The organism is Pseudomonas sp. St29 (assembly GCF_001547915.1).
In the GTDB taxonomy this organism is placed as follows: domain Bacteria; phylum Pseudomonadota; class Gammaproteobacteria; order Pseudomonadales; family Pseudomonadaceae; genus Aquipseudomonas.
In genome coordinates this window covers 3,161,507-3,177,594 of the sequence record NZ_AP014628.1, presented here as the reverse complement: position 1 = coordinate 3,177,594, position 16,088 = coordinate 3,161,507, and the positions used below count along the sequence as shown (strand labels likewise).

Annotated in this window: 14 protein-coding genes; 10 read left to right on the top strand and 4 right to left on the bottom strand. The window is 65.1% G+C overall.

The genetic code is table 11. The annotated features are described in order from the left end of the window. Positions 1-96 precede the first annotated feature (96 nt). The 6 genes from PST29_RS14410 (at position 97) to PST29_RS14385 (ending at position 6,922) form a co-directional block, all read left to right on the top strand. Positions 97-1,002, top strand: coding sequence for an AraC family transcriptional regulator (locus tag PST29_RS14410; RefSeq protein ID WP_060841937.1), 906 nt, complete (start codon positions 97-99; stop codon positions 1,000-1,002). A 263-nt stretch (positions 1,003-1,265) separates the two neighbouring features. After that, positions 1,266-2,114 carry an iron uptake transporter permease EfeU gene (gene efeU, locus PST29_RS14405; protein WP_060843467.1) on the top strand — a complete coding sequence of 283 codons (849 nt, stop codon included), beginning with the start codon at positions 1,266-1,268 and terminating at the stop codon, positions 2,112-2,114. A gap of 9 nt (positions 2,115-2,123) precedes the next feature. After that, on the top strand, positions 2,124-3,323 hold the full coding sequence (efeO, locus tag PST29_RS14400) for an iron uptake system protein EfeO (RefSeq protein WP_060843466.1): 1,200 nt from the start codon (positions 2,124-2,126) through the stop codon (positions 3,321-3,323). A 15-nt stretch (positions 3,324-3,338) separates the two neighbouring features. After that, on the top strand, positions 3,339-4,649 hold the full coding sequence (efeB, locus tag PST29_RS14395) for an iron uptake transporter deferrochelatase/peroxidase subunit (protein ID WP_060843465.1): 1,311 nt from the start codon (positions 3,339-3,341) through the stop codon (positions 4,647-4,649). A 34-nt stretch (positions 4,650-4,683) separates the two neighbouring features. Further along, positions 4,684-5,508 (top strand): iron uptake system protein EfeO, encoded by an 825-nt coding sequence (efeO, locus tag PST29_RS14390; protein WP_060839096.1) that lies wholly within the window; start codon positions 4,684-4,686, stop codon positions 5,506-5,508. 214 nt (positions 5,509-5,722) lie between these two features. After that, positions 5,723-6,922, top strand: coding sequence for an MFS transporter (locus tag PST29_RS14385; RefSeq protein ID WP_060843464.1), 1,200 nt, complete (start codon positions 5,723-5,725; stop codon positions 6,920-6,922). 120 nt (positions 6,923-7,042) lie between these two features. Here PST29_RS14385 and pssA read toward each other — a convergent pair whose 3' ends face one another. Continuing rightward, complete coding sequence (gene pssA, locus PST29_RS14380) at positions 7,043-8,386, bottom strand: CDP-diacylglycerol--serine O-phosphatidyltransferase (RefSeq protein ID WP_060843463.1); 1,344 nt, start codon at positions 8,384-8,386, stop codon at positions 7,043-7,045. 322 nt (positions 8,387-8,708) lie between these two features. On the opposite strand from pssA, the gene PST29_RS14375 reads away from it, so the two are divergent. Together PST29_RS14375 and PST29_RS14370 are read left to right on the top strand one after the other, a co-directional pair. Beyond that, entirely contained in the window at positions 8,709-9,272 is a 564-nt protein-coding gene (locus tag PST29_RS14375; RefSeq protein WP_060839093.1) for a TetR/AcrR family transcriptional regulator, read from the top strand. Positions 9,273-9,330: 58 nt separating this feature from the next. Next, on the top strand, positions 9,331-9,810 hold the full coding sequence (locus PST29_RS14370) for a nuclear transport factor 2 family protein (RefSeq protein WP_060843462.1): 480 nt from the start codon (positions 9,331-9,333) through the stop codon (positions 9,808-9,810). 438 nt (positions 9,811-10,248) lie between these two features. On the opposite strand, the gene sfnG is transcribed toward PST29_RS14370, so the two are convergent. Further along, entirely contained in the window at positions 10,249-11,343 is a 1,095-nt protein-coding gene (gene sfnG, locus PST29_RS14365) for a dimethylsulfone monooxygenase SfnG (RefSeq protein WP_060843461.1), read from the bottom strand. A 379-nt stretch (positions 11,344-11,722) separates the two neighbouring features. Between sfnG and PST29_RS14360 the strand changes: the two genes are divergently transcribed. Beyond that, positions 11,723-12,958 carry an acyl-CoA dehydrogenase family protein gene (locus PST29_RS14360; protein ID WP_060843460.1) on the top strand — a complete coding sequence of 412 codons (1,236 nt, stop codon included), beginning with the start codon at positions 11,723-11,725 and terminating at the stop codon, positions 12,956-12,958. Between the two features lie 529 nt (positions 12,959-13,487). After that, a complete protein-coding gene (locus PST29_RS14355) occupies positions 13,488-14,267 on the top strand; it encodes a TSUP family transporter (protein WP_060839089.1) in 780 nt (259 codons plus the stop codon). Here the strand turns inward: PST29_RS14355 and nudC are convergent. Beyond that, entirely contained in the window at positions 14,235-15,065 is an 831-nt protein-coding gene (gene nudC / locus PST29_RS14350; protein WP_060843459.1) for an NAD(+) diphosphatase, read from the bottom strand. The two genes, PST29_RS14355 and nudC, sit on opposite strands and share 33 nt — an antisense overlap. A gap of 6 nt (positions 15,066-15,071) precedes the next feature. Then, entirely contained in the window at positions 15,072-15,884 is an 813-nt protein-coding gene (locus tag PST29_RS14345; protein WP_060843458.1) for a crotonase/enoyl-CoA hydratase family protein, read from the bottom strand. Between the last annotated feature and the right edge of the window lie 204 nt (positions 15,885-16,088).

The following is a 16,088-nucleotide window of genomic DNA, read 5'->3' as shown; positions in this document are numbered from 1 at the left end:
GGGTGGGCGCCTTCGCTGGCCAGCCAGTTCCTACTGGTGCACGGGAAGGCCGCGAGGCATTATCGGGCGGGCCAACAACAAGAACTGTCTCCCGCCATGAGCCGACCCGGCAAGATCACCGACCCTTCCTATGAATTGATGGACGACCACAACGGCTTGTCGATCATCTATCGCCAGCACGGCTTCCCCAGCCCACTGGTACGCTGGCATTTCCACAAGGAGTACGAGCTGCACCTGATCGTCGCCAGCGCCGGCAAGGTGTTCATCGGTGACTACATCGGCAACTTCTATCCGCACACCCTGTTCCTCACCGGCCCCAACCTGCCCCACAACTGGATCAGCCAGGTGGCCGAGGACGAAGTGGTGCCCAAGCGCGACATGCTGGTGAACTTCACCGACGAGCTCTTCGACAGCGGCAGCCAGATCTTCAGCGAACTGAAGAACCTCAGTCCCCTGCTGGAGCGGGCCCAGTACGGCATCGAGTTCCGCTGCCCGCAGACCATCGCCCAGGCCATGCCGCTGATGCAGCGTATCGCCGACTCCAGCGGCATCACCCGGCTCGGCCACTTCTTCATCCTCATGGAACTGCTGGCGGCCTGCGACGACTACCAGTTGCTGTCCAGCGCCACCCGCGGGCAACTGGCGGATGAACACAGCGTCGACCGCACCAACCGCGCGGTGGACTATATCTTTGCCCACTACGCCCGGGAGCTGCCCCTGGAGGAAGTCGCCGAGTACCTGGGGATGAAAGCCAGCTACTTCTCCCGAGTGTTCAAGCAAGCCACCGGCCGCTGCTTCATCGAGTTCGTCAATCGCCTGCGCATCAGCAAGTCCTGCGAACTGCTGGCCGCTGGCGACAAACCGGTGACCGACGTGTGCTTCGAATCGGGCTTCAACAACATCTCCAACTTCAACCGACGCTTCCAGCAGCTCAAGGGCATGACCCCTTCCCATTACCGGCGCCTGGCGGTGCAACGCCTGACCGAACAGAACCGCGGCTGAGCCGCCCGCGCCAAAACCTGCATCTCCCTCCCCCCGTAGGCGCTGGCTGGCCAGCGATTGCGCCAGCCTATTCAACCCATCTCTCGCGCCTCTCTGCGCCGCCCAGCCGGCCCATGCCGGGTGGGGGATGGGCGCCAAACCCCGCCGTAGAAGTAAACAAATCTCGTTCAGCTCAGGTTCAGCGGATGCCAATCATCTTCATTTAGCAATGAGTATCATTATGTTACAAATTAGCTCCCTACCCATTGCCCCGCCGGTGCTGAATGCTCGTTCCATTTCTGATCATGCTGCGCGAAGGGATTGAAGCCGCGCTTATCGTTGGCATCATCGCCAGTTACCTGAAACAGACCGGCCGCGGCCAGTGGATGCCCGCGGTGTGGATCGGGGTGTTTCTCGCCGCGGCCCTGGCCCTGCTGGTGGGCGGCGGCCTGGAGCTGATGAGCGCCGAGTTCCCGCAGAAACAGCAGGAACTGTTCGAAGGCATCGTCGGCCTGGTGGCCGTGGGCATCCTCAGCTCCATGGTGTTCTGGATGCGCAAGGTGGCCCGCTCCATCAAGCACTCCCTGCAGGCGTCCCTGGACCAGGCCCTGGCCGGCTCCCGGCATCAGGTCATGGCCCTGATCGCCATGGTGTTCTTCGCCGTTGCCCGGGAAGGCCTGGAAACCGTGTTCTTCCTGCTGGCGGTGTTCCAGCAGAGCGAAGGACCTGGCGCGCCCATCGGTGCCCTGCTGGGCCTGATCGGGGCAATCATCGTCGGTTGGCTGATCTACACCGGCAGCATGCGCCTGAACCTCGGGGCGTTCTTCCGCTGGACCGGGCTGTTCATCCTGGTGGTGGCCGCCGGCATCCTCGCCAACTCGGTACAGGCCCTGCACGAAGCCGGAATCTGGAACCACTGGCAGACCGTGCTCTTCGACTTCAGCGCCAGCCTGCCCATGGACAGCCCGCTGGGCTCGGTGCTGGCCGGCATGTTCGGTTACCAGGACGCGCCCACCCTCAGCACCCTCGGCGCCTATGGGCTGTACCTGGCGGTGACCCTGGTGCTGTTCTTCCTGCCCGCCGGCAGCGCGGCCAAGGCGCCCGCCCCGACCTCTTCCGTTTCCCGTCAGTAAGGCTCCCCCATGACCCAGCAAGCCTCTCCCCAGGCCTCGCCCCCTCGCGCCTTGCGCTGGGCGGTTGCCGGCTCGGTGATCGTGATGATCGCCGCCGGCGGGCTGTTCTATTACGCCGCGCAACTGGCCGCCGACAAGCGTCAGGCGCACCAGGGCGAAATCACCCTGACCATCCACCCCAAGGGCTGTGAGCCCAACGCCCTGACCGTTGCGGCCGGGCGTGCCAGCTTTCGCATCGTCAACCGCTCCGAGCGCGCCGTGGAATGGGAAATCCTCGACGGCGTGCTGGTGGTCGAGGAGCGGGAGAACATCGCTCCGGGCCTGAGCCAGGTGATCAACGCCAACCTGCAACCGGGTGACTACGCCATGACCTGCGGACTGTTGAGCAACCCGCGGGGCACCTTGCACGTGACGGCCACCGCCGAGTCCGACGCCCAGGCCAAGGCCGGCCCCTCGCTGCTGGCCTTTGTCGGGCCGCTGTCGGAGTTCCGGGTCTACCTCAGTGTTTCCGGCAGCGCCCTGGTCAAGGCGGTGAGCGCCTTGCAGCAAGCCATCGACGCCGGCGACCTGAAGCAGGCCCAGGCCCTGTACCTGCCGGCCCGTGCCGCCTATCAGCGTCTGGCGCCGGCGGCCCAGCGCCTGGCCGAGCTGGACAACGCCATCAATGCCCGCGCCGACTACTTCGAGCAGCGCGAACAGGACCCGGGCTTTCGCGGCTTCCATCGCCTGGAATACGGCCTGTTCGAGCAACGCGACCTGGCCGGCCTGGCCCCGGTGGCGCAAGGCCTGTCCAGCGATGTGGCCCGTCTCAAGGAACAGTTGCTGGCCCAGACCCTGGCGCCGCAACAGCTGGTCGGCGTGGTGGCGCGCAACATCCGCAGCCTGGCCGAGCAGCGAGCCGGCAGCGGTGAAGAGGAGCGCTACAGCCACAGCGACCTCAACGGTTTTGCCGCCAACCTGGACACCACGCGCAAGGTCGTCGACCTGCTGCGCCCCTTGCTGAGCAAGTCGGCCGCCCCCTTGTTGAACCAGGTGGACGGCGCCACCCAGGCCCTGGCGGCCCGCCTCGACAGCCTGCGCCAAGGGTTTGGCTATGTGGACTACGACCAGGTCAGCGCTGCACAACGCCAAGAGATCGCCGACAAGGCCAAGGCCCTGGCCGACGCCCTCGACGCCATCGACCCCGCACTCGGCCTTTCCGGCCTGTAACCAGACGAGCCTTCCATGAACGATTCAGATCAAGCCAACACCTCCTTCAGCGCCCAACGCCGGCGCGTACTGCTGGGCATGGGCGCCGCCGGCGTGGCCCTGGCCGGCAGCAGCCTGAGCTGTCCGGCCATGGCCGCCGCGCCGGCCCAGGTCGCCGAAGCCCCGAGCAGCGACCGGACCCTGGACCGTCACGATTTCCACGGCCGGCACCAGAGCGGCATCGTCACCCCACGTCCGGCAGCCGGCATGCTTGTGTCCTTCGATGTCCTGGCCCGCAACCGCGACGAGCTGGAGCGGCTGTTCCGCACCCTCAATGAGCGCATCGCCTTTCTCATGAGCGGCGGCCCGGTGACCCAGGTCGACCCGAAACTGCCGCCCCTGGACTCCGGCATCCTCGGCCCGGTGGTGACCCCGGACAACCTGACCATCACCGTCTCGGTGGGCGCCTCGCTGTTCGACGAGCGCTTCGGCCTGGCCGCCGCCAAGCCCAAGCGCCTGATACGCATGGCGGGATTCCCCAACGATGCCCTGGAGCCGGCCTGCTGCCACGGCGACCTGAGCCTGCAGTTCTGCGCCAACACCGCCGACACCAACATCCACGCCCTGCGCGACATCGTGAAGAACCTGCCCGACCTGCTGCTGGTGCGCTGGAAACAGGAAGGCAGCGTGCCGCCCCAGGCCCCGGCCAAACCCGGCGAACCGGCGCAGAGCGCGCGCAATTTCCTGGGCTTTCGCGATGGTTCGGCCAACCCCGATTCCAATGACCCACAGGCCATGCAGCAGATCGTCTGGGTCCAGCCCGGCAGCGACGAACCGGCCTGGGCGGCCCATGGCAGCTACCAGGCGGTGCGGATCATCCGCAACTTCGTCGAGCGCTGGGACCGCACCCCGCTGCAAGAGCAGCAAAGCATCATCGGCCGGATCAAGACCACGGGCGCGCCCATGGACGGCCAGAAGGAAAGCCAGGTGCCCGACTACGACAAGGATCCCCACGGCAAGCTCACCAAGCTCGACGCCCACATCCGCCTGGCCAACCCGCGTACCGCGCAGACCCGGCAGAACCTGATCCTGCGCCGGCCGTTCAACTACTCCAACGGCGTCAACAAGAACGGTCAGCTGGACATGGGCCTGCTGTTCATCTGCTACCAGGCCGACCTGGAGAAAGGCTTCATCGCGGTACAGACCCGCCTCAACGGCGAACCCCTGGAGGAGTACCTCAAGCCCACCGGCGGCGGTTACTTCTTCACCCTGCCGGGGGTCACCGGCGCCGAGGATTTCATCGGCCGCTCGCTGCTCGATGCCACCCGAGCGACAGCCACGGCCTGACACCCCAACACCACCACCCCCACGGAAACGTCCCATGAAAAAGTCGCCTCTCGCTGTGTTGCTGACCCTTGGCTTGCTCCACGCTCCGCTGTCGGCGTTCGCCGCCACCGCGCCCCTGGAACTGGTGGGGCCAATCTCCGACTACAAGATCTACGTCACCGCACAGCTCGACGAGCTGGCCAGCCATACCCAGCAGTTCACCGACGCGGTGAAACAGGGCGACCTGGCCACCGCCCGCAAGCTCTACGCGCCGACCCGGGTCTACTACGAATCGATCGAACCGATCGCCGAACTCTTCAGTGACCTCGACGCCGCCATCGACTCCCGGGTCGACGACCACGAGCAAGGCGTCAAGGCCGAAGACTTCACCGGCTTCCACCGCCTGGAATACTCGCTGTTCGCGGAAAACAGCACCGCCGGCCTGGGCGCGCTGGCCGAGCGCCTGAACAAGGACGTCAAGGACCTGCAGACCCGCGTCGCCGGCCTGACCTTCCCGCCGGAAAAGGTCGTGGGAGGCGCCGCCGCGCTGCTGGAAGAAGTGGCCGCGACCAAGATCTCCGGCGAGGAAGACCGCTACAGCCACACCGACCTCTACGACTTCCAGGGCAACATCGACGGCGCGAAGAAAATCGTCGATCTGTTCCGCGGCCAGATCGCCAGGCAGGACCAGGCCTTTGTCGCCAAGGTGGACAAGAACTTCGCCACGGTGAACAGCATCCTGGCCAAGTACAAAACCGCCGACGGCGGCTTCATGACCTACGACAAGGTCAAGGAAAGCGACCGCAAGGCCCTGGTGGGCCCGGTCAACACCCTGGCCGAAGACCTCTCGACCCTACGCGGCAAACTGGGCCTGAACTGAGCTCGACGCCCAGGCGCCAACACCGGTGGCTCATCGCAACACTCGTAGCAGTGGGCTTGCCGGCGAAAGCGACCTTGAGTCCAACCCCCGTCTCAAGGCCCTCTTCGCCAGCCGATCCCGGGCCAACCACAGCATCGCTGTGCAGATAAGGCTGGGCTGTGACGCGTTATCCCGCTAACGTTCACGGCCCAATCGCTTTCATGGAAGACCCCGCATGTCTCGCCCCTTAGCTGCCGGCGCGCCGCTGACTGCCACGCCCTTCTCGCTGCTGCCGCTGATGGCCGCCTACATGGCCTGCACCATGGCGATGATGGCGTTCGTCTCGCTGATCGGTCCAATCACCCGGGCGCTGGGCCTGGAGACCTGGCACGCCGGCGCCGCGGTGACCGTTTCCGGCGTGATCTGGATGCTCCTGGCGCGCCCCTGGGGCCAGGCCAGCGACCGCTTCGGCCGGCGCCGGGTACTGTTGCTGGGCACCGCCGGCTTCACCCTCGCCTACTGGGCCCTGTGCCTGTTCATCGATCTGTCGCTGCAAAGCGTGCCCAGCGTTGCCATGGCCTTTTTCGGCCTGATGCTCGGCCGCGGCCTGATCGGTGCCTTTTATGCGGCGATTCCGGTGGGCGGCTTCGCCCTGATCGCCGACAACGTCGAACCCGAGCATCGCGCCCGGGCCATGGCCACCCTCGGCGCGGCCAACGCCGTGGGCCTGGTGGTCGGTCCGGCAATTGCCGCGCTGCTGGCCCGCTACAGCCTGAGCCTGCCGTTCTACGCCATGGCGGTGCTGCCGTTTCTGGCGCTCCTGGTGCTGCGCTACAAGCTGCCGCGCCAGGAACTGCACCTCAGGCACACCCCCAGCCAGGTCCGCTTGAACGACCCACGGTTGGTGCGCGCGATGACGGTGGCCTTTGTCGCCATGCTGTGTGTGTCCATCGCCCAGATCACCGTCAGCTTTTATGCCCTGGATCGCCTGCAACTGGACCCGGCCGCCGCGGCACAGACCGCCGGGGTGGCCCTGGCCATGGTCGGCGTGGCGTTGATCTGCGCCCAACTGCTGGTGCGCAAGCTGGAATGGCCGCCCTTGCGGATGATCCGCTACGGCGCGCTGCTCTCGGCCCTGGGGTATGCCGGCAGCATGCTGGTGGACAGCGCCTGGGGCCTGTGGCTGGCGTTCTTTGTTTCGGCGGCGGGCATGGGCGGGGTGTTTCCGTCGTTCTCGGCCCTGGCGGCGAATGCCGTGGAAGCCTCGGAACAAGGCGCGGCCGCCGGCAGCATCGGCGCCGCCCAGGGCCTGGGCGTGGTCATCGGCCCCATGGCCGCCAGCCTGATCTACGCCATCGAACCGCGCCTGCCCTACCTGCTGGCAGCGATCCTGCTGGTACTGATCGCCATCTGGCCACAGCCCCGATCCCTGTAACCGCGGCCGCAGGCTGCGAACGGCTTGGGCGGCATGCCAACGCAGGCAATGGCGCCCCTCTGATCGCTGCAGGTCCTGCGGGCCCTTGCGCAGCCCCGCAGGCTCGGCAGCGACGCCGAGTTACAGCATGCGGTAAAGCAGACGCTCGATACGCACGCGACTGACCCGACGCAGGAACTTGCTCACGGCCTCGGGGTAGTCCACCAGGCTTTCCAGATACTGGAAGTGCTCGATGCGCCGGGTGTGGCGATAGATCAACGCCTGCTCGGCGCTGCGCGCTGGCAGCAACTGGCCCTTGGGGTCGTCCAGCAACAGGGCGTTTTCCAGGTCCAGGCGAAACGCCCGGGGGTTGAGGTTGTTGCCGGTGAGCAAGGTGTAGCGCTCATCGACCCACATGCCCTTGAGGTGATAGGTGTTGTCGCCGTCACGCCACAGGTGCAGGTTCAACTGGCCGCTGTCGATCACCTTCTGATGCCGCTTGGCGAAGCGCCGCAGGCTGATCTCGTACAGGTACGGCAGCGCCGCGATCACTTTGAACGGCTCGCTAGGGGGGATATAGAAGTCGTTGGCGGTCTTGTCGCCGACGATGATGTCGATCTTCACCCCACGCTCCAGGGCCCGGTTGATTTCCCGGGTCACCGGCAGCGGCAGGTTGAAATACGGGGTGCAGATGGTCAGCTGGCGCTGGGCGCCGGCGATCAGCTCGCAGATCACCCGGTTCAGCGGGTTGCCCTTGCCGACCCCGAGCAATGGACTGACCGAGAGCTCGCTCTTGTCCAGGCTGCCGGCGGTGGTGTCGTAGGTGGCGTGCTTGAGACGGCTGCGCAGATCGCCGATGTCGTTGCGCAGGCTGCGGGTGCTGGGCAGGTTCGGCAGGTCCAGGCGATGCACCGCCCGCGAGGCCACCAGGCCGTGCTGCACCAGGTGCTGCATGGAATCGGCCAGGGCCTGGTTGTGCAGCAGGTGGTAACGGTCGAAGCGGTATTTGTCGAACTTGTGCAGGTAGACGTTATTCAGGCTGGCGCCGCTGTAGAGCACGCAGTCGTCGATGACGAACCCCTTGAGGTGCAGCACCCCGAACAGCTCCCGGGTCTGCACCGGCACGCCGTAGATCGGCACTTCGCTGGCGTGGGTGCGGGTCATGTGCTGGTACCAGGCCGAATTGCCCGGCTGCTTGCCGGCACCGATCAGGCCGCGCTGGGCGCGCAACCAGTCGACCACGACCACCACGTCCAGCTCCGGGCGGGCGGCCTTGGCGGCGTGCAGGGCATCAAGGATCTCCTGGCCGGCTTCGTCCTGTTGCAGGTACAGGGCAACGATGTAGATACGCCGGGTGGCCTGGGCGATTTGCTCCAGCAGCGTGCGGCGAAATTGTGCAGCACCGGTCAGCGTGGTGAAGGCCTCGGCAGCCAGCGGAAAGCTGCGCAGCTTGGGCAGCAGGGAACGTTTGAAAAGCGACGGCATAGGGCTCGCAGTGGCTCAAATCCAAAGAGCGCAAGAGCTTACACCATGGAACAGGCTGAGTCCCCTGCCCGACCTGTACAAGACCATTCCCCGCCCTGAACGGCGAGATACTGCGCAGCCTTCACTGGCAGCCAGCGCCTGCATAGGCAACCGCAGCCCCTGATTCGGTAGGAGCCGGCTTGCCGGCGAAGAGGCCTGCGGATGCTGCGCAAGACCCGGTGACGCCTTCGCTGGCAAGCCAGCTCCTACATGGCAGGGGAACTTTGATGGCCAACGAAATAATTATTTGACCAAGGAGAACGATCATTCTACTCTTTGCTCCATGAACGAAATCACTCCCTCTGAAACACGCGACATTATCCTCGACGTCACCGAGAAGTTGATCTACAAGAGCGGCATTGCCGCCACTGGCATGGATCTGTTGGTGAAGACCGCCGGGGTGTCGAGAAAGAGCGTCTATCGCTATTTCAGCAACAAGGACGAACTGGTGGTGGCCGCCCTGGAGCGTCGCGACCAGCGCTGGATGCACTGGTACAGGACCGAAGTGAACCGGGCCGAAGGCTCTGCGCAGCGGCTGCTGGCGCTGTTCAGCGTGCTCAAGGGCTGGTTCGAATCCGAAGGTTTTCGCGGCTGCGCCTTTATCAACACCAGCGGTGAGACTGGCGATCCACAAGACCCGGTGCGCCAGGTGGCGAAACAACATAAACAGAAACTGCTCGATTACGTGACCGAGCTTTGCCAGGAACATGGCGTGCAACATCCCGAGGGACTGGCAGCGCAACTGCTGATCCTGATCGATGGCGCCATTACCGTTGCCCTTGTCATGGGCGATCACAGTGCTGCTGATAATGCGCAATGCATGGCGCGAAAGTTATTGGACCTCTGATTGTTTTAAACAAGAGCAACTTCTTTGTTTGAACAGCAACTTTCATTGGAGACAGATCATGTCGTCTAACGCTCAAGTGCGCCCGCCCCTTCCGCCTTTCACTCGCGAGTCGGCGATTGAAAAGGTCCGTCTGGCCGAAGATGGCTGGAACTCCCGGGACCCGGAGCGGGTATCCCTGGCCTACACCCTGGATACCCAATGGCGCAACCGCGCCGAGTTCGCCCACAACCGCGAAGAGGCCAAGGCCTTCCTCACCCGCAAATGGGCCAAGGAGCTGGATTACCGTCTGATCAAGGAACTCTGGGCCTTTACCGACAACCGCATCGCCGTGCGTTACGCCTATGAATGGCACGACGATTCCGGCAACTGGTTCCGCTCCTACGGCAACGAGAACTGGGAGTTCGACGAACAAGGCCTGATGGCCCGGCGTTTCGCCTGCGTCAACGACCTGCCGATCAAAGCCAGCGAACGCAAGTTCCACTGGCCCCTGGGCCGGCGCCCGGATGACCATCCAGGCCTTAGCGACCTGGGCCTGTAACCCGGCCCAAGGTTCTTTTACCTAGCGCACCCGTAGGAGCTGGCTTGCCAGCGAAGGCATCCTCAAGCCTTGCACCAGACCCAGAAGCCCTTTCGCCGGCAAGCCGGCTCCTACAAGGCAATCTCGCGCAACACCTTCCCGTAGGAGCTGGCTTGCCAGCGAAAGCGTCCGCAAGCCCTGCACCGAGGCCAAAGGCCCTTTCGCCGGCAAGCCGGCTCCTACACAGCAACCTCGCGCAACACCTTCCCGTAGGCGCTGGCTTGCCAGCGAAGGCATCCTCAAGCCCTGCACCAGACCCAGAGGCCCTTTCGCCGGCAAGCCGGCTCCTACAAGGCAATCTCGCGCAACACCTTCCCGTAGGAGCTGGCTTGCCAGCGAAAGCGTCCGCAAGCCTTGCATCAGGCTGGTGAACCGCTTCGCCGGCAAGCAAGGCACCGTTCACGCCGCCGCTTCTTGCTCCTTGAGCCGGGCCTGGGCTTCCAGCTCCCGCACCAGGGGCAATACCCGCTTGCCGAAGTATTCGACCTCTTCCTGGAAATGCAGGAAACCCGCCAGCACCAGGTCCACCCCCACCGCCTTCAGGTCGACGATGCGCTGGGCAATCTGTTGCGGGGTGCCGATCAGGTTGGTCTTGAAGCCGTCGTTGTATTGCACCAGGTCCTCGAAACTGGACTTGGCCCAGTTACCCTCGCCTTCGGGCGAGGCCTTGCCGGCCTGCCTGGCGGCGTCACCAAAGGCGTTCACCGCCTCCGGATCGGCCTTGTCGATAATCTCCGCCAGCACCGCCCGGGCTTCTTCCTCGGTGTCCCGGGCGATCACAAAGGCGTTGACGCCGATTTTCACCGAATGCTGGTTGGCCGCCGCCTTGCTGCGGATGTCGTCCACCTGGGCCTTGATGCCTTCAACGCTGTTGCCATTGGTGAAGTACCAGTCCGACACCCTGGCCGCCATGTCCCGCGCCGCCCGCGAACTGCCGCCCTGGAAGATCTCCGGCCGGCCCAGGGGCTTGGGCTTGAGGCTGTAGTTGTCAAAGCGATAGAAGTCGCCTTTGAAGGTGAAGTGGTCCTGGCTCCAGATGCCCCGCAGGGAACGGATGAATTCCTCGGACCGGCGATAGCGCTCGTCGTGTTCCAGCCAGTGTTCGCCGATGGCCTGGAACTCGCCCTTGAACCAGCCGCTGACGATGTTCACCGCGATCCGGCCGTTGGTCAGTTGATCGATGGTGGCCAGCTGCTTGGCCGCCAGCGCCGGTTGCCAGGGCCCGGGCAGAATCGCCGCGATCACCTTGAGCTTGCTGGTGGCGGCCAGCAGTGCGTGGCTGAAGGCCACCGACTCGTGCTGGTACTCGGCGCCGTATCCGGCAGTGAAGCGGATCTGGGTCAGGGCGTATTCGAAGCCGGCCTCCTCGGCGATCTGTGCCAGTTTGCGGTTGTAGTCGATGCCCCAGTGGGTGCGCTGCTCGATCTTGCTCACCACCAGACCACCGCTGACGTTGGGCACCCAATAGGCAAATTTGACGGCTTGCTGACTCATGGCTCGGTCCTCGGGACAGGTAAAGGTGCAAGGACCAGAGCAGCAAGCGTGCCAGTCACCGTCGGGGCCCCGGCTCGACCGGCCCAAGACGCTTCGCGGCCCCCGGCCAAAGCGCGCCGGGCCGGGCTCCGGTCCCCTGGCAGGCGACGCCGGCGCCCTGGCTGCTGCGGGTCGGCCACGGCCCCTGCCCGCCGCGAGCGGGCCGTCGAAACACCGCGCAAACAGACGATTTGTTGATCAAGTGTTGTCCGGGCAACAGTTGACTGGCCTTCCCCTGGGCCCATCCCCAGGCAGACCGGGCTGCGGGATGTCGGCATGCTGTGTGCAGAGACCCGCCCAGACACCCATTGTTTTTTCTGCCGAACCCAGGAGCTACACCATGACTGAACACCAGGTAATCAATCCATTGTCCTTGGGGGTCGATTACGAGCCTCTGGCCGAGCGCTTCCGACCGATCTTCCAGCGCATCGCCGCCGGGGCCGTGGAGCGCGAGCACAGTCGCACCTTGCCTTATGAACCCATCCAATGGCTCAAGGAGGCCGGCTTCGGTGCCCTGCGAGTGCCGGTGGAATATGGCGGCGGCGGTGCCTCCCTGCCCCAGCTGTTCCAGCTGCTGATCGAGCTGGCCGAAGCCGACGCCAATGTGCCCCAGGCCCTGCGCGGCCACTTCGCCTTTGCCGAGGACCGCCTCAATGCTCCGCCCGGGCCGGGTCGGGACCTGTGGTTCAAGCGCTTTGTCGAGGGCGATATCGTCGGCTGCGCCTGGACCGAAATCGGCGCGGTGGAGATTGGCCAGGTGATGACCAAGGTGACGCCGGAGGGCGAAAAATGGCGCCTCAACGGCGAGAAGTTCTACAGCACCGGAAGCATTTTCTCCGACTGGATCGACGTCTATGCCCAGCGCAGCGACACCGGCGGCGATGTGATCGCGGCGGTGCGCACCCGCCAGCCGGGCATCCAGCAGAGCGATGACTGGGACGGTTTCGGCCAGCGCACCACCGGCAGTGGCACCTCGCGCTTCAACGACGCCGAAGTCGAGGCCGAGAACATCATCGACTTCGCCACCCGCTTCAAATACCAGACGGCCTTCTACCAACTGGTGCTGCTGGCGACCCTGGCCGGGATCGGCCGCGCCGCGCTGCGCGATGTGGCCCACGAAGTGCGGGTGCGCAAGCGCATCTACAGCCACGGCAACGCGCCTCAGGTCAGCGCCGACGCCCAGGTGCAGCAAGTGGTGGGCGAGATTGCCGCCTTGGTGTATGCGGCCGAGGCCGCGGCGGTCCGCGCGGCGGCACCGGCCCAGCAGGCCTACCTGGCGCGCTTTGCCGGGGATGAGGTGAAGGAACGAGCGGCCAATGTGGCGGCGGAAATCGAATCGGCCACGGCACAGGTGGTGGTCACCGAACTGATCCAGCGTGCCACCAGCGAACTGTTCAACGCCCTCGGGGCCTCGGACATTCGCCAGGGCAAGGCCCTGGACCGGCACTGGCGCAACGCGCGGACCGTGTCTTCGCACAACCCGGTGATCTACAAGGCGCGGATCGTCGGTGACTGGCAGATCAACGGCACCGAGCCGCCCTTTGTCTGGCAGATCGGCAACGGCCCGCAACGCTGACCCTTCCCTGCACCGTCCGTAGGAGCTGGCTTGCCAGCGAGGTCGTCCTCCGATCGTGCGCAAGGCTCAAGGGCCCATTCGCCGGCAAGCCGGCTCCTACGCTTTCCGGGCCCTGCGCTGTCCGTAGGAGCTGGCTTGCCAGCGAGGGCGTCCTCTGATCGTGCGCAAGGCTCAAAGGCCCATTCGCCGGCAAGCCGGCTCCTACGCTTTCCGGGCCCTGCGCCGTCCGTAGGAGCTGGCTTGCCAGTGAGGGCGTCCTCCGATCGTGCGCAAGGCTCAAAGGCCCATTCGCCGGCAAGCCGGCTCCTACGCTTTCCGGGCCCTGCGCCGTCCGTAGGAGCTGGCTTGCCAGTGAGGGCGTCCTCCGATCGTGCGCAAGGCTCAGAGGCCCATTCGCCGGCAAGCCGGCTCCTACGATAGGGGTACCAGACCAAGGTCGAGGCGGTCGCGCAGCGGGCGGGGTTGCAGGTAAGATGGCGATCTTTCGCGCAGCCCCCTTTGCGCTTCCGCCGAACAATAAGCCGAATCCATGCCCTTCGAACTCAGCGTAGACCTGACCACACTCGCCATCCTTGCCCTCGTGGCCTTCATCGCCGGTTTCATCGACGCCATTGCCGGCGGTGGTGGCCTGCTGACCACGCCCGCCCTGCTGACCGCGGGCTTGCCGCCGCATCTGGTACTGGGCACCAACAAGCTCAGCTCGACCTTCGGCTCGGCCACCGCCAGTTTCACCTTCTATCGGCGCAAGCTGTTCCACCCGCGGCAGTGGATGCACGCCATCATCGGCACCCTGGTGGGGGCGCTGACCGGAGCCATCGTCGCCCATTACCTGCCGGCCGAGTGGCTGAACAAGATGCTGCCGGTGATCGTCTTCGCCTGTGGCCTGTACCTGCTGTTCGGCGGCACGCCCAAGGCGCCGCTGGACAGCGATGCACCGATCAAGAAGAAGTGGCAGTCGAGCCAGGGCTTCAGCCTGGGCTTCTATGACGGCGTGGCCGGGCCCGGCACCGGGGCGTTCTGGACCGTGAGCAGCCTGCTGCTCTACCCCATCGATCTGGTCAAGGCCAGCGGTGTGGCCCGCAGCATGAACTTCGTCAGCAACATCGCGGCGCTGTCGGTGTTCGTGTTCTCCGGGCAGGTGGACTGGATCATCGGCCTGTGCATGGGCCTGTCGGTGATGGTCGGGGCCTTCTTCGGGGCACGCACCGCGATCAGCGGTGGTGCCAAGTTCATTCGCCCGGTGTTCATCACCGTGGTTCTCGGGTTGACCGTGCGCCTAGCCTGGCAGCACTGGTTCAGCGTGGCCTAGGCGACGCGCCACGTAGAGATCGATCAGGTAGCGGGCAATCGAGCGCGAGGCCGGCAACGGCGGTAGCGCATGGACGTTGAACCACTGGGCGTCCTCGATCTCGTCTTCCTGAGGCACGATCTCGCCGCCGGCGTATTCGGCATGGAAGCCCAGCATCATCGAGTGCGGGAACGGCCAGCACTGGCTGCCCACGTACTGGATGTTCTTGACCTCGATGCTCACCTCCTCGCGCACCTCGCGAATCAGGCAGTCCTCCGCCGACTCACCGGGCTCGGCAAAGCCGGCCAGGGTGCTGTAGACCCCGGTGACGAAACGCGGCGAACGGGCCAGCAGCACTTCATCGCCACGGGTGACCAGCACGATCATGCTCGGTGAAATGCGCGGGTAGGCCCGCAGATCGCAGGACTCGCAGTACATCGCCCGTTCCCCGGGCACCTGCACATTGGGCCGGCCGCAACTGCCGCAGAAACGATGTTCCCGGGCCCAGGTGCCAATCTGGGCGGCGTAGCCCAGGACCTTGTACAGGGTGTGATCGCCCTCCAGCATGAAGGCCCGCAGGCCTTTCCAGCCGCAGCCGGGCACCTCGGCGCGGCCACTGAGCTCCAGCAGGTACACCGGCTCGCCATCGAGGTGGCCGATGCCGTGCTCGGCCAGCAGCGGCAGGTCCTGGCCCTTGAGCCAGTGCCGGGGAAACAGCGCGCCGTTGTCGTCATAGAGAAAGCCGTCCGGGCCACGGGCCACGGCCCAGCCGCCGGGAAGTTCGGTATCCAGTACTGCGGTGGTCCAGCGTTCAATCATCGTCTATCAATCCAGAAATTCGGGTTTCTGTTTGCTCATGTGGGCGGCAATGGCCACACGCAAGTCGGTGGATTGCAACATGGCGGCGTTCCAGGTGGCGACATATTCCAGGCCGTCGTCGATCCGGTGGTCACGCATGTAGCTGAGCATTTCCTTGGTGCCGCTGACGGCGATCGGCGACTTGGCGGCAATCTCCCGGGCAATCTCCATGACCCCGTCCAGCAGGCTTGAGGCATCGCTGTAGGTGCGATTGACCAGGCCGATGCGGCGCGCCTCCTCGGCACCGAAGGTGCGCCCAGTGTAGGCCAGCTCGCGCAGCATGCCGTCGCTGATGATACGCGGCAAACGTTGCAGTGTGCCGACATCCGCCGCCATGCCGATGTCGATTTCCTTGATCGAGAACTGCGCGTCATCGGCGGCATACCGCATGTCGCAGGCGCTGATCAGGTCGATGGCGCCGCCCAGGCAGTAGCCCTGGATCGCTGCCAGCACCGGCTTGCGGCAGTTGTCCACGGCATTGAAGGAGGATTGCAGCTGGAGAATCTTGCGCCGCAGCAGGCGCGCATTGCGGCCCACGTCCTTGCCCAGTTCGTTGGCCACCCCGGCCAGCATCATCAGATCGATGCCCGAGGAAAAATGCTTGCCGGCGCCGCTGAGCACCACCACCCGCACCGCGTCGGTGTCGTCGATCCAGCGGAAGATCTCGACGATTTCGCTCCAGAACGCGGCGTTCATCGCGTTGATCTTCTCCGGGCGATTGATCTGCACATGGGCGATGTTGTCAGCGAGTTCGACGCGAAAGGCTTGGTATTCGGACATGGCAGTGATCCTTTACTGGGCGGAAAATGAGGCCCGAACTATAGCAAGCGACGGTGACGAGCCGTAAGGCAGCGCATTGGCCAAAAGCGGGACTGGCCGCAGGCTGGCGCGCGCCCTTGAAGGCACGCCGGTTTGTGTAGCCGCTGCCGCAGGCTGCGAACGGGCCCTAAGGGTACGCTGGAGCAGACGCCGCGTTGTTGCAGC

Excerpts from the sequence above, each read along its gene's own strand:
- efeO (WP_060839096.1), top strand. The coding sequence starts at position 4,684 with ATGAAAAAGTCGCCTCTCGCTGTGTTGCTGACCCTTGGCTTGCTCCAC.
- PST29_RS14355 (WP_060839089.1), top strand. The coding sequence starts at position 13,488 with ATGCCCTTCGAACTCAGCGTAGACCTGACCACACTCGCCATCCTTGCC.
- PST29_RS14345 (WP_060843458.1), bottom strand. The coding sequence starts at position 15,884 with ATGTCCGAATACCAAGCCTTTCGCGTCGAACTCGCTGACAACATCGCC.
- sfnG (WP_060843461.1), bottom strand. The coding sequence starts at position 11,343 with ATGAGTCAGCAAGCCGTCAAATTTGCCTATTGGGTGCCCAACGTCAGC.
- PST29_RS14360 (WP_060843460.1), top strand. The coding sequence starts at position 11,723 with ATGACTGAACACCAGGTAATCAATCCATTGTCCTTGGGGGTCGATTAC.
- PST29_RS14370 (WP_060843462.1), top strand. The coding sequence starts at position 9,331 with ATGTCGTCTAACGCTCAAGTGCGCCCGCCCCTTCCGCCTTTCACTCGC.
- efeO (WP_060843466.1), top strand. The coding sequence starts at position 2,124 with ATGACCCAGCAAGCCTCTCCCCAGGCCTCGCCCCCTCGCGCCTTGCGC.
- efeU (WP_060843467.1), top strand. The coding sequence starts at position 1,266 with ATGCTCGTTCCATTTCTGATCATGCTGCGCGAAGGGATTGAAGCCGCG.
- pssA (WP_060843463.1), bottom strand. The coding sequence starts at position 8,386 with ATGCCGTCGCTTTTCAAACGTTCCCTGCTGCCCAAGCTGCGCAGCTTT.
- efeB (WP_060843465.1), top strand. The coding sequence starts at position 3,339 with ATGAACGATTCAGATCAAGCCAACACCTCCTTCAGCGCCCAACGCCGG.
- nudC (WP_060843459.1), bottom strand. The coding sequence starts at position 15,065 with ATGATTGAACGCTGGACCACCGCAGTACTGGATACCGAACTTCCCGGC.
- PST29_RS14385 (WP_060843464.1), top strand. The coding sequence starts at position 5,723 with ATGTCTCGCCCCTTAGCTGCCGGCGCGCCGCTGACTGCCACGCCCTTC.
- PST29_RS14410 (WP_060841937.1), top strand. The coding sequence starts at position 97 with ATGAGCCGACCCGGCAAGATCACCGACCCTTCCTATGAATTGATGGAC.
- PST29_RS14375 (WP_060839093.1), top strand. The coding sequence starts at position 8,709 with ATGAACGAAATCACTCCCTCTGAAACACGCGACATTATCCTCGACGTC.